This is a genomic window from Corynebacterium sp. MSK218, assembly GCF_030232655.1.
Lineage (GTDB): Bacteria > Actinomycetota > Actinomycetes > Mycobacteriales > Mycobacteriaceae > Corynebacterium.
On sequence record NZ_JASPGN010000007.1, the window covers coordinates 26,399 to 38,993 of the forward strand.

Here is a 12,595-nt window from a genome sequence, read left to right on the forward strand (position 1 = left end):
AGAACTAACACTATCACTTAAGTTGTGATGCGCACTTCCTTGAGGGGTCTCCACCCCTCTCACCGCGATGACTCGCACAAACCACCCCGCGAAGGAGCATTAGATGACCACCCCTCAGCACCGCGTCGCCATCCTGGGCGGCAACCGCATCCCGTTTGCCCGCTCAAATAAGCAGTACGCCCACGCGTCCAACCAGGACATGCTCACCAGCGCCCTCGACGGCTTGGTGGCCCGCTATGGGCTTCACGACGAACGCCTAGGCCTCGTCGCTGCCGGCGCCGTGCTCAAGCACTCCCGTGATTTCAACCTCACCCGCGAGGTTGTCCTCGGTTCCGCCCTGGATTCCACCACACCGGCTATCGACGTCCAGCAGGCCTGCTGCACCTCCCTGGCTGCCGCCATCCACGTCGGTGATGCCATCGCCCAGGGGCGTATTTCCGCTGGTATCGCCGGCGGTACGGATACCACGTCAGATGCCCCGCTGGCGGTCAATGACAACCTGCGCCGCACCTTGCTCAACCTCACCCGCGCCAAGTCCACCGCACAGCGCGCCCAGCTCATCGGCTCCATCCGCCCCTCCCAGCTGGCCCCAGAGCAGCCGCAGAACGGCGAGCCACGAACCGGCCTGTCCATGGGTGACCACGCCGCCATTACCGCTCGTGAAATGCGCGTGACCCGTGAGGCTCAAGACGAGCTCGCCCTGGCCTCCCACCAGAACCTCCACAAGGCCTGGGAGGAGGGCTTCTTCACCGACCTGACCACCGGCTTCCTCGGCGTCAATCGCGATACCAACCTGCGTCCGGATTCTTCGCTGGAATCGCTGGCCAAGCTGAAGCCGGTCTTCGGCAAGCGCGACGCTGAGCAGCACGGCGCCCAGGCCACCATGACGGCTGGTAATTCCACACCGCTGACCGACGGCGCCTCGGTCGCCCTCTTGGGCTCCGAGGAGTGGGCAGCCGCGCACAACATTGAACCGCGTGCCTTCCTCGTGGATTCCGAAACCGCTGCCGTCGACTTCGTCCACGGTCCGGATGGCCTGCTCATGGCCCCTACTTATGCCGTCCCGCGCCTACTGGAGCGCAACAATCTCTCCCTGCAGGATTTCGACTTCTACGAAATCCACGAAGCCTTCGCTTCCCAGGTTCTGGCGACCCTGTCCGCGTGGGAGGACGAGACCTACTGCCGCGAGCGCCTCGGCCTGCAGTCCGCCTTGGGCCCTATTGACCGCGCCAAGCTCAACGTCAAGGGCTCCTCACTCGCCGCCGGCCACCCGTTCGCCGCGACCGGAACCCGCATTCTTGCAACGACTGCAAAGATCCTCGAAGAGAACGGCGGCGGCCGCGCCCTCATCTCCATTTGCGCCGCCGGCGGCCAAGGCGTCGCAGCCATCGTCGAGCGCTAAAGAATTTATTCAGAAAGGAAATCCCATCATGCCTTTGACCAAGTCCTCCGATAAGAAGTCCACCGTCGACCTCAACAAGAACGCCTCGAACGACGCCCCCAAGGCCGAGGCCCGCAGCCCCCACCGCCTGCCCACCACGCCAAAACCATCCGTAGCTACGGAGCTGGGCGCGCTTCTCGACGGCCCCCACGCCGCCTTCCGCGACGAGCTGCGCACCTTCCTCAACGACCCAGAGCTCTTCCCGAAGTCCCACCTGCCCATGGCAGAGCAGCGCGAGCACACCTTTAACAACTTGGCCAAGGTGCGCGACTTCGGCGGCTTCACCCATGGTCTGCGCCGCGCCAACGGTGGTGCTGGCAAACCAAATCTCTCTACCTTTACCCTCGAGGGCCTGGCCTGGGTCGATGGCTCCCTGGCTATTAAGTCCGGAGTGCAGTGGGGTCTGTGGGGCGGTGCCCTCGACCAACTGGGCACCGAGCGTCACATCGAGTGGGTCAAGAAGGCCGCCAGCCTCGAGCTGCCAGGCTGTTTCGCCATGACCGAGCGCGGCCACGGCTCCGACGTCCAGAGCTTGGAGACCACCGCCACCTACGATCCTGAGACCCAAGAATTCGTGGTGAACACCCCATCCGATACCGCGGTGAAGAACTACATCGGTAATGCCGCCAAGGATGGCCGCGCCGCCGTCGTCTTCACTCAGCTCATTACGCCAGAAAGCGATGGTCGTTCCCACGGCGTTCACGCCATCATCGTCCCCATCCGCGACGAAGAGGGCAACGAGCTGCCGGGCGTGACCTTGGGCGATCATGGACACAAGGGTGGCCTGGTAGGCGTCGATAATGGCACCCTGCGCTTCGACAACGTCCGCGTGCCGCGCGAGAACCTGCTCAACCGCTTCGCTGACGTCGATGAGAACGGCAAGTACTCCTCCCCCATCGAGTCGAAGAACTCCCGCTTCTTCACCATGTTGGGCACCCTCATCCGTGGCCGCATTGGCGTCTCCGGCGCTGCAGGTGCCGCTACTGAGGCCTCCCTCGACATCGCGATTCGCTACGCCAACCGCCGCCGTCAGTTCGAGGGCGCAACCGGCGCCGAAAAGCGCCTTATCGAGCACCGCCAGCACCGTCGTCGCCTGCTCATCCCACTGGCCCGCACCTACGCGCTGCACCTGCTCTACAACCAGATTCTGGAGCGTTACCAGGAGCAGAACGACCAGCACGAGGCCGGCACGTGGTCCGTCACGGAGCCGACCGAAGAGCAGAAGTTCGCCTCCCGTGAGATGGAGTCCCTAGCTGCGGCTATTAAGGCTGCACAAACCCAGCACGCTACCCGCACCATTCAAGAGTGCCGTGAGGCCTGCGGTGGCGCCGGCTACATGTCGGAGAACCGTCTGACCACGTACCGTGCTGATTCGGATGTCTTCTCCACCTTTGAGGGTGACAACACCGTGCTCATCCAGATGGTGGGTAAGAACCTACTGACTGCCTACGGCCGTGAAATGAATGACATGAGCCCGTGGGACACCGTGAAGTACGCCGCCACCACCGCCACTGACGTGGTCAAGCGCCGCTACGGCTTCACCACCCGTCTACAGGGCCTGGTGGACCGCGTGAACCCGTCCGAAGCTTCGCTGTTCGACGCCACCTACCAGGCAAAGCTTATCGACGACCGCGCCCAGTCCGTCCTTTTCTCCCTCGTGCGCCGCATCCAGCCGGCCCGCAAGGCCGACAAGGTTCAGGCCGCAGCCATCGTGGACCAGTGCCAGGACCACCTCATCGCCGCCGGCTGGGCTCGCGTGGACACCTTGCTCGTACAAGCCATGATTGAGGCAGAAGAGCGCCTTGAGGAAGGCTCGCTGGCGCGCCAGGTCTTCGAGCAGCTGCGCCACCTCTTCGTCTTCGACACCTTGGTGCAGCACGCGGGCTGGTACCAGGAGCACAACCTCATCCCGGCTGGCCGCATCAAGGCTGCCCGCGCGGCCATCAACGACCTCGTTGATTCGCTTGCTCCGTGGTCCGTCGTACTCGTGGATGCCTTCGGCGTTCCGGCCGAGGCTCACAACATCCCGATGCTTAACGAGGCCGGCGTGGATCCACTCCACAAGTAAGCCACTACCGCATTTCTAGGAAGACACCCCGCCTGTGGGGTGTCTTCCCTGTTTTCAGACAGTGCCGATTAGAACTGTTTACTCTCTGAGCTATGACCACACAGCATCCAATGTTCTCCAGTTCCTTTCCGCCCTCCGATGATCTCCTTGAGCCAAGCCCGCTTCGCAACGACATCGCCCTGAGACTCTGCCACGGCGAATCCCGCCAAGACATCCACAATGACTACATTGAAGTCCTCGATGACCCCACCGAATGGGAGGCTAGCCATGACGAACCTTATCCAGAGGATTTCGACGCCATCATCGACGAAGTCGCCGCAGAATACGGCCGTCTGGTCACGGAGAAGTCGGAGGATGCTAAGCGTCTCGATGCCCTCCGCAAGGAGCTAGCTCAACGCGATATCTCCTTCACATTCAACGAGGCCTGGGATCTATCAGACGGTGTCTGGGTAGGCTCCGAGCTCGCTGAGGAGGAAGGCCGCAGCGGTTATGTCTACTGCCACCGCCAGGACATCAGCCGGGTTATCTACAACGGCGAGCTGTACTTTGGGTTCTCCGCCATGGAGAAAAGCGAAGAGGCAACCATCAAGGTCGGCGAACAGCTCGTCGAAGCTCTGCGCGCCGTGGGCTTTGACCCCGAGTGGAACGGCTCAACGACAGGTCGCGTTCTGTGCCACGACGTCGCCCTCGAATACCCCCTCGCCGACGACCTCACCGACTAGGTCCCTCCACATGGTCTGCCCTGTAAGAGGCTAGCCCGCCACCACCATCCAGATGGCTACCATGTGCACCACCGCCGCGGCAATCGTCGCGGTGTGGAAATGCTCATGGTAGCCATACCAACGCGCATTGCGCCCCGGCCACTTAAAGCCGTAGATCAATGCGCCCAGCGAGTAGACCACGCCACCTGCAAACAACAGCCACACCACGGCTGGGCCCGCAGACTGCCACAGGTTCGGCAGCAGCGGCAAGATGAGCCAGCCCAGCACGAGATACACCACCACATCCAGCCAGCGTGGGTGGTTAATCCACACCAGATTCAGGACAACGCCCATGATGGCTCCCACCCACGCCGCACTCAGCATCCACAGCGCCTGCGTGGGTTCTAGCACGATGGCGCACAAAGGAGTGTAAGTCGCCGCGATGAATACCGAAATCGTCGCGTGGTCTGCCCGCCGCCACCATTGCACCGCGCGCATGGACACCCAGGGCCAGCGGTGATACAGCGCCGATACGGTAAAGAGACCAACCACGCCCACGCCGTACACCGTTACCGCAAGCCCCTGCCACCACGGCAGCGTCATCCACGCAAATGTGATGAGAACCGTGGAGGCGATGACCGATAGAATCGCCGCACAGAAATGCCCCCAGCCGCGCGTGAGTGGTCGCGGGCCACGGTCTGCCATCCAGTAGGTGCGTTGGATGCGGGCCTCTTGGTCATTCGGAACTGTGGTTGGTGGAGTCATGGCTGCGTTCCCCTCAGGTGTCCTAACCTACGTGGCCGTAAGCATACACGTTTTGCTGTGCACAACGGTGGCCTTAGTGCCGTCGTCCATCACTACTTCGTTGGCCTCCGTGTTTCTAAATGACACCCTTGCTTCCCCGCGCGACGAAGGTCTAAAATTGAGGCCAAAGGTTCCGCCCCACCGAAAGAGCCCCTGAAGGCTTTCCGGCTTACCCCGGTAGGTGGGGCGGTCGCTATTTTGGCTTGAGTCTACAACGTAAATTGGAGCGCTTAGACGTCAGAGGCAGGGCCTCGCCATAGCGAGAACCCTGCCCGGTCGCAGTGCGCTGCGTGTGCTTTACTCCACGACGGAGTTGGCGCCCACCGCGTGGCCGAAGAGGTCCGGCAGGGTGGCTGCCCAGGCCTCGCGCAGTTCGGATACGGCGATGGACTCGCCGCCGAGCTCCAACTCACCGTTGTCGGTGGTCTGGCCCACGATGACGGCCGGCACGCCGCACTCCTCAGCGCGGTGCAGTAGGGTATCAACGCGGTCGGCGGTCGTGGCCACCAGTACGCGGGAGGCGGACTCGGAGAAGGCCGCCACAAAAGCGTCCTCGTGAACCTTGGATAGATCCAGGCTCAGGCCCACACCACTACGCTTGGCCATTTCGAATGCGGTGACGGCAAGGCCGCCCTCGGAGATGTCGTGGGCGGCGGTAACGCCCTCGTTGCCCACGAAGAAGTCTGCAAGGCGCTGCTCGTTGGCCAGGTCCACTTGCGGCGGCAGGCCGTTGAGTCCGTCCTTCGCCTGGTGGCCCTGCTCGTGCGCGTTCACCTGCTGCCAGATGGAGCCGCCAAATTCATCCTTGGTCTCACCCAGCAGCACGAGGACCTCCGGCTCCTCCACGAGGCCGAGCTCGTTGCCGATGGACTTATGGACGTCATCGATAACGCCGAGGACACCCACGACGGGCGTCGGCAAGATCGGCTCCTCACCAGTCTGGTTGTAGAAGGAGACGTTGCCGCCAGAGACGGGGATGCCGAGTTCCACGGCGCCGTCGGCAAGCCCATGCACGGACTCGCGGAATTGCCACATGACGTCCGGGTTCTCCGGGGAACCGTAGTTGAGGCAGTTGGTGATGGCGACAGGGCGGGCACCGGTGACGGCAACGTTGCGGTAGGCCTCCGCCAGCGCCAAACGAGCGCCCATGTTCGGGTCCAACTTGGTGTAGCGACCAGAAGCGTCAGCAGAGACGGCCACGCCACGGCCAGTCTCCTCGTCGATGCGCAGCACACCAGCATTGGCATGGTGAGACTGCACGGTATTGCCACGCACGTAGCGGTCGTACTGCTCGGTGATGAAGTCACGCGAGCACAGTGCCGGGGACGCCACGAGCTTCTTCAGCGCCACGATGAGGTCCTGCTTCTCGACGTCCTGGAACTCCTGCAGCGCATCCTGCCACTCCGGGCGGGCGTACGGGCGGTCATAAACCGGGCCCTCGTTGGCGATGGTGTGCGCAGGTGCGTCCACCACTACCTCGCCCTGGTGGCGGATGATGAGGTGGTCACCGGTGGTAACCTCACCGATCTCCGCGCAGGTCACATCCCAGTGCGCGCAGATTTCCTTGAACTTCTCCACGTTCTCCGGGGTCACCACGGCGCACATGCGCTCCTGGGACTCGGAAGCCAGGATTTCTGCAGCGGACATGTTCTCCGCACGCAGCGGAACGTTGTCCAGGTTGATCTCCATGCCGCCGTCACCGGAGGCAGCCAGCTCGGAGGTCGCGCAGGCCAGGCCCGCACCGCCCAAGTCCTGGATGCCGACAACAATGCCGGATTTATACAGGTCCAGGCAGCATTCAATGAGGACCTTCTCTGCAAACGGGTCGCCCACCTGCACGGCCGGCAGCTTGCGCTCCGCGCCGTCCTCGAAAGTGTCGGAGGCCAACACGGACACGCCACCGATGCCATCGAGGCCGGTGCGCGAGCCGAAGAGCATGACCTTGTTGCCAGTACCGGAAGCAAAAGCGAGCTTCAGGTCCTCCACCTTCAAGGTTCCAACGCAGAGGGCGTTGACCAGTGGGTTGCCGGCGTAGGACTCATCAAAGACGGTTTCACCACCAATGTTGGGCAGGCCCAAGCAGTTGCCATAGTGCGAAATACCATCAACCACGCCCGGCAGGACGCGCTTGGTATCCGGGGCATCGGCGGGACCAAAGCGCAGCTGATCCATTACGGCAATCGGGCGCGCGCCCATCGCCATGATGTCGCGGACGATGCCGCCCACGCCCGTCGCGGCGCCCTGGTGCGGCTCCACATACGACGGGTGGTTGTGGCTTTCCACGCGGAAGGTCACCGCGTTGCCGTCCCCGATGTCTACCACGCCGGCGTTCTCACCAATACCAGCGAGAATCTTCGAGCCTATCTCTTCGGTCATGGTCTCGCCGAAGTAGCGCAGGTGCACCTTGGAAGATTTGTAGGAGCAGTGCTCCGACCACATCACGGAATACATGGTCAGCTCGGCATCGGTAGGGCGACGGCCCAGGATCTCGCGAATACGGGCGTACTCATCATCCTTCAGACCAAGCTCGCGGTAAGGCTGCTCCAGGTCCGACTGCTGCGTGGCCTGCTCGACGGTGTCGTTGTGTACGGTCATTGTTTCTCCTTAAAACCGTCGGCGCGTGCTAAGCGACGACCTTGAGGGCGGACACAAACAAACCCAGACCGTCGGTGGACGGGCCGGTGAGAAGATCGATGGCATGCTCCGGGTGCGGCATGAGCCCCACCACGTTGCCGGCCTCATTGGTGATACCAGCAATGTCATTGATGGAGCCGTTGAAGTTATCCGTGTAGCGGAAGACCACGCGGCCCTCGCCCTCCAAGCGCTCCACGGTTTCCGCATCTGCCTGGAAGCGGCCCTCGCCGTGCTTCGCGGGAATCAGGATTCGCTGGCCCTGTTCAAACTCGCGGGTCCACGCCGTCTCAGCGTTGGCAACCTCAAGGTAGGTATCCACGCAGTGGAAGTGCAGGCCCTGGTTGCGGGTTAGCGCACCGGGCAACAGGCCAGCCTCGGTCAAAATCTGAAAACCGTTACAGATGCCCAGCACCGGCATGCCCTTATTCGCAGCCTCGACGACCGCGCGCATCACCGGAGCCAGCGCCGAAATAGCGCCGGAGCGCAGGTAGTCGCCATAAGAAAAGCCGCCGGGAACCACGACAGCATCGACGCCGCGCAAATCCTCGTCCGCATGCCACAGGGACACGACTTCGGCACCGGCGGTGCGGGCGGCGCGGGCCGCGTCGACGTCGTCAAGCGTGCCCGGGAAGGTAATAACGCCGATCTTCATTACTGGATGACCTCGTAGTCCTCGATAACCGTGTTGGCCAGCAGGGTGGAAGCAACCTTCTCCAGCTCCTCCGCGCTCACGGAATCATTGACCTCGATTTCGAAACGCTTGCCCTGGCGCACGTCGCTGACACCAGCAACCCCGAGGCGCCCCAGCGCGCGGACGACGGCCTGACCTTGCGGGTCCAAAATCTCGGCCTTGGGCATGACATTGACAACTACACGAGCCATGAAAATTCTGCCTTACTGTGCGTGAGTATGGGTGCCCCGTCAGTCTATCGCGCAACCGGGGAGGTTTGGCGAATCCTCAGGGGGTGAACAACCCCTAAACGAGTGAAGAATTCTTGGACAACCTCTCTTAAACGCCCAGCTCGCCTTCAGCACTCGAGTACCGCAATACACAACCAGCGAGTAGAACAAATTTCACTGTCACTCATCTCACCGATTCAAGGACTCTTCTCATGCATCTCAAGCGTATTGGCTCGCTCGCCATCGCCGCGCTGGTTTCCACCTGCGTGGTTGTTCCTCAGGCCACTGCTGCGGTGGACGGTTCCACCGCCGTCATTTCTGAGGTGTATGGCGGCGGCGGTAACAAGAACGCCCCGTTTACCCACGACTTCATTGAGCTCTACAACCCGACGGATACCGCCATTGACGTCACCGGCTGGTCCGTGGAGTACTTTTCTTCCTCCGGCAATTCGGGCGGAAAGCACGACCTGTCCGGTTCCATCCCAGCCGGTGGCCACTACCTCATCCAGGAAAATGGCGGCGGAACTGGTGAACCTCTGCCTACCCCGGATGCCGAGGGCAGTCTCAGCATGTCCGGCTCCAAGGGCTCGGTGAAGCTTTACGACGCCTCCGGGTCCGAGGTTGACATCGTGGGGTACGGTTCGGCGTCGATAAGCGAGGGCTCCCCCACACCTGCCTTGAGCAACACTACCTCCGCGCAGCGCAACGAGGCCGGCACCGACACCGACGACAACGCTACCGACTTCAGCACCGCCGCCCCAACACCGAAATCCGGCGGTGGCGCAACCGCGCCGGATCCGGATCCCACCCCGGCCGAGCCGGGCTCCACCGTCACCATCCCGGACATCCAGGGCACCGGCGCAGAGTCCCCGCTTAAGGGCCAGACCGTCACCACCCGCGGCGTCGTCACCGCCGTGTGGAAGGGCGAGAAATCCCTTAATGGCTTCACCATCCAGACCCCGGGCACGGGTGCAACCGCCCCGACCGAGGCCTCTGAGGCAGTCTTTGTCTACACCGGCGGCACCGGCTTCTACCCGTCCATCGGCGAGTCCGTCGAGGTCACCGGCAGCGTTGATGAGTACTACGGTCAGACCCAAATCGCCCTGACCCAGGGCTCTGTGCTTACCGACGCCCTCCCCGCCGTCACCCCACTGTCCCTCGAGGCGCTGCCGGAAGGTGACGAGGCCCGTGAAAAGCTCGAATCCATGCTGCTCAAGCCGGGCGTGCACACGGTGACTGACAACTACGGCCTTAATCGCTACGGCGAGCTGGGTCTGGCCCCGGGCACGGAGGCGCTGCGCCAGCCGACGGACAAGTTCGCCCCGGGCAGTGCGGAAATGCATGCTCTGGAAGAGTCCAACGCAGCGAAGTACGTCATCCTCGATGACGGCTCTACCCGTGACTTCACCCGTGATGGTGCGTCGACGAAGCTGCCGTACATCATGCAGAACGGCTCGGATGTGAAGACCATCCGCACCACCAACCAGGTGGAGTTTGCGGACTCCGGCGTCATCTTGGGCTACGGCCACAACCAGTGGCGCTTCCAGCCCACCTCGATGATTACCGGTGACTCTGCCACCGCAGACCTGCCGATTACGTGGGACCCGGCTCGTCCGGAGGCCCCGCAGGTGGAAGGCGATTACACCGTGGCGGCGTTTAACGTGCTCAACTTCTTCATCAACTTGGGTGAGGACAACGGCGCGAAGGCGTATAAGGACCGCTTTGGCAACGGCGTGGGCTCTGACAGTGGTACCTTCCGCGGCGCGTGGTCGAAGTCTGCGTTCAATGACCAGAAGGGCAAGATCCTCACCGCGCTGGAGGGCCTCGACGCCGATGTCATTGGACTGTCTGAGATCGAAAACGCCGCGAACACCGTGGGTGGCTCCTACGATGACGCCGTGAAGTACCTCGTGGGTGAGCTCAATACCCGCGCGGGTTCTGAGAAGTGGGATTACGTTAAGGCCCCGGCGAACGCGTCAGCCGATACGGACGTCATCCGCACCGCGATCATCTACAAGAAGGATCGCGTCGAGCCGGTTGGTGAGGCCACCTTGCTTGAGGACGAGCGTTTCAAGGGTACCGCCCGCACTCCGCTCGCTGCGGAGTTCAAGCCGGTTGCTGAAAAAGCTGATAAGTGCGCTCCTGAGCTCCCTGATTCCTTCGTGGTGGTAACCAACCATTTCAAGTCCAAGGGCTCCGTGGCTAACGGTGATAAGGACACCGGCGACGGCCAGGGCAATAACCCGAACGTGCGCAATGCTCACGCTCAGGCAGTCCTGGATGGTTTGTCCAAGCAGCCGCAGTGGCAGGAAAAGGCCACCTTCGTCATGGGTGACCTGAACTCCTACTCCAAGGAAGACGCCATCTCCATCTTCCGCAACGCCGGCTACACCATCCCGGTTGAGAAGCTCAACCCGGAGTCTGAGTGGCAGGCAGTGGCCTCTTACCAGTTCTCCGGCCGCATTGGTTCCCTGGACCACATCCTGGCCAACAAGAATGTTAAGGCCGTGGCCGCACAGACCTGGAACATCAACTCCGATGAGCCGATTGCCATGGAGTACTCCCGCCGCAACTACACCGGCGGCGATGTCTTCGAGGCCGACAACCCCTACCGCTCCTCCGACCACGACCCGGTTAAGGTAGGTTTCAACCTCGGCACGGTCGAGCGCTCCGCTGACGAGCTCAAGGATTGCGACCCGGCCCCGGCTGACGATGCCCGCGGCATCAAGTCCGTCACCATCAACGACGAGGGCCACCTCATCATCACCTACACCGACGGCACCACCGAGGACGCCGGCAAGGTCGTTGGCGCCGACGGCAAGGATGGGGACAAGGGCCCTAAGGGCGACAAGGGCGACAAGGGTGACAAGGGCGACGCCGGCCAGGACGGCAAAGACGGCACCGACGGCAAAGACGGTAAGGACGGCCGCAGCATCGAGTCTGTAGCCACCAACGACAAGGGCGAGCTCATCATCACCTACACCGACGGCACCACCGAGAACGCTGGCAAGGTCGTTGGCGCCGACGGCAAGGACGGCGACAAGGGAGAGAAGGGCGAGAAGGGCGAGCCCGGCCAGGACGGCACCGACGGTAAGGATGGAACCGACGGCCGTGGTATCAAGTCCGTGACCACCAACGACAAGGGCGAGCTCATCATCACCTACACCGACGGCACCACCGAGAACGCTGGTACGGTGTCCGGCCCGAAGGGCGACAAGGGTGAGCCGGGCAAGGACGGCCGAGGCATCGAGTCTGTTCGCATCAACGACAAGGGTGAGCTCATTGTGACGTTCACCGATGGTGAGGAGCAGAACGTCGGCAAGGTAGTCGGTGCTCAGGGCGATGCCGGCAAGGACGGTAAAGACGGCGCCGATGGCGAAAACGGTACCGACGGTAAGGATGGCGAAGACGGCCGTGGCATCAAGTCCGTGACCACCAACGACAAGGGCGAAGTCGTCGTTACTTACACCGACGGCACCTCCGAAATCCTCGGTACCCTCGCTGGCTCGAAGGGCGACCAGGGCGCACCGGGCCGCGACGGCTTCGATGGCGCACCGGGTCGCGACGGCACCGACGGCCGCGACGGTACCGACGGACAGAACGGTAAAGATGGCAAGGACGGCCGCGGTATTAAGTCCGTGACCACAGACGCCAACGGCAATCTTGTCGTCACCTACACCGACGGCACCTCAGAGACCGTCAAGGCCGGCGACAAGCCGGCGGCCCCGGCAGGTGGTTCCTCTGTGAGTGAGCGTTGCTTGCCGACGGTCCTCGGCCTCAGCATCCCCGCCGCCCTCGCTATCCCGCTGGCCTTCCTCGGGAACATTAGCGCGCAGTTCAACATCCCGGGTCTTGAGCCGGTACAGAAGCAGATTCAGACGCTGACCTACAACGTCACGCGCAACATCCCACGCGAGGCTCAGTACGCTGCTGGTGGCATCGGCCTGCTGGCAGTCCTTGGCATCATTGCCGCTGCCTGTGCCCCAACTGAGTCTGAATAAAGCGCTCTCCTGAGTTTAATGTGTGCGTTTTGTATGTAAGCCTTGG

General features: G+C 62.6%; 8 protein-coding genes. 4 read left to right on the forward strand and 4 right to left on the reverse strand.

The features are described from left to right. The first annotated feature begins 103 nt into the window (after window positions 1–103). The 3 genes from QP922_RS07045 (at window position 104) to QP922_RS07055 (ending at window position 4,231) form a co-directional block, all read left to right on the forward strand. Window positions 104–1,402: an acetyl-CoA C-acetyltransferase gene (locus QP922_RS07045; RefSeq protein ID WP_284808580.1), complete on the forward strand. Its 1,299-nt coding sequence runs from the start codon at window positions 104–106 to the stop codon at window positions 1,400–1,402. Window positions 1,403–1,430: 28 nt separating this feature from the next. Then, entirely contained in the window at window positions 1,431–3,509 is a 2,079-nt protein-coding gene (locus QP922_RS07050) for an acyl-CoA dehydrogenase family protein (RefSeq protein WP_039676522.1), read from the forward strand. A gap of 92 nt (window positions 3,510–3,601) precedes the next feature. Next, the gene (locus QP922_RS07055; RefSeq protein WP_284808581.1) at window positions 3,602–4,231 is read left to right on the forward strand and encodes a DUF6891 domain-containing protein; all 630 of its coding nucleotides are present in this window, start codon (window positions 3,602–3,604) and stop codon (window positions 4,229–4,231) included. 30 nt (window positions 4,232–4,261) lie between these two features. On the opposite strand, the gene trhA is transcribed toward QP922_RS07055, so the two are convergent. The 4 genes from trhA to purS all read right to left on the reverse strand — a co-directional run bounded on the left by trhA (window position 4,262) and on the right by purS (window position 8,530). Beyond that, window positions 4,262–4,975: a PAQR family membrane homeostasis protein TrhA gene (gene trhA, locus QP922_RS07060; protein WP_284808582.1), complete on the reverse strand. Its 714-nt coding sequence runs from the start codon at window positions 4,973–4,975 to the stop codon at window positions 4,262–4,264. A gap of 336 nt (window positions 4,976–5,311) precedes the next feature. Continuing rightward, window positions 5,312–7,609: a phosphoribosylformylglycinamidine synthase subunit PurL gene (gene purL / locus QP922_RS07065; RefSeq protein WP_284808583.1), complete on the reverse strand. Its 2,298-nt coding sequence runs from the start codon at window positions 7,607–7,609 to the stop codon at window positions 5,312–5,314. Between the two features lie 28 nt (window positions 7,610–7,637). Continuing rightward, window positions 7,638–8,300, reverse strand: coding sequence for a phosphoribosylformylglycinamidine synthase subunit PurQ (purQ, locus tag QP922_RS07070; RefSeq protein ID WP_115023531.1), 663 nt, complete (start codon window positions 8,298–8,300; stop codon window positions 7,638–7,640). Beyond that, complete coding sequence (gene purS, locus QP922_RS07075) at window positions 8,300–8,530, reverse strand: phosphoribosylformylglycinamidine synthase subunit PurS (RefSeq protein WP_284808587.1); 231 nt, start codon at window positions 8,528–8,530, stop codon at window positions 8,300–8,302. The genes purQ and purS overlap by 1 nt, the downstream gene beginning before the upstream one ends. 230 nt (window positions 8,531–8,760) lie before the next feature. On the opposite strand from purS, the gene QP922_RS07080 reads away from it, so the two are divergent. Further along, entirely contained in the window at window positions 8,761–12,549 is a 3,789-nt protein-coding gene (locus tag QP922_RS07080) for an ExeM/NucH family extracellular endonuclease (RefSeq protein ID WP_284808589.1), read from the forward strand. Window positions 12,550–12,595: the final 46 nt, after the last annotated feature.

Bases quoted from the DNA above. Each gene is read 5' to 3' on its own strand.
- QP922_RS07045 (WP_284808580.1), top strand. From the start codon at position 104: ATGACCACCCCTCAGCACCGCGTCGCCATCCTGGGCGGCAACCGCATC.
- QP922_RS07050 (WP_039676522.1), top strand. From the start codon at position 1,431: ATGCCTTTGACCAAGTCCTCCGATAAGAAGTCCACCGTCGACCTCAAC.
- QP922_RS07055 (WP_284808581.1), top strand. From the start codon at position 3,602: ATGACCACACAGCATCCAATGTTCTCCAGTTCCTTTCCGCCCTCCGAT.
- trhA (WP_284808582.1), bottom strand. From the start codon at position 4,975: ATGACTCCACCAACCACAGTTCCGAATGACCAAGAGGCCCGCATCCAA.
- purL (WP_284808583.1), bottom strand. From the start codon at position 7,609: ATGACCGTACACAACGACACCGTCGAGCAGGCCACGCAGCAGTCGGAC.
- purQ (WP_115023531.1), bottom strand. From the start codon at position 8,300: ATGAAGATCGGCGTTATTACCTTCCCGGGCACGCTTGACGACGTCGAC.
- purS (WP_284808587.1), bottom strand. From the start codon at position 8,530: ATGGCTCGTGTAGTTGTCAATGTCATGCCCAAGGCCGAGATTTTGGAC.
- QP922_RS07080 (WP_284808589.1), top strand. From the start codon at position 8,761: ATGCATCTCAAGCGTATTGGCTCGCTCGCCATCGCCGCGCTGGTTTCC.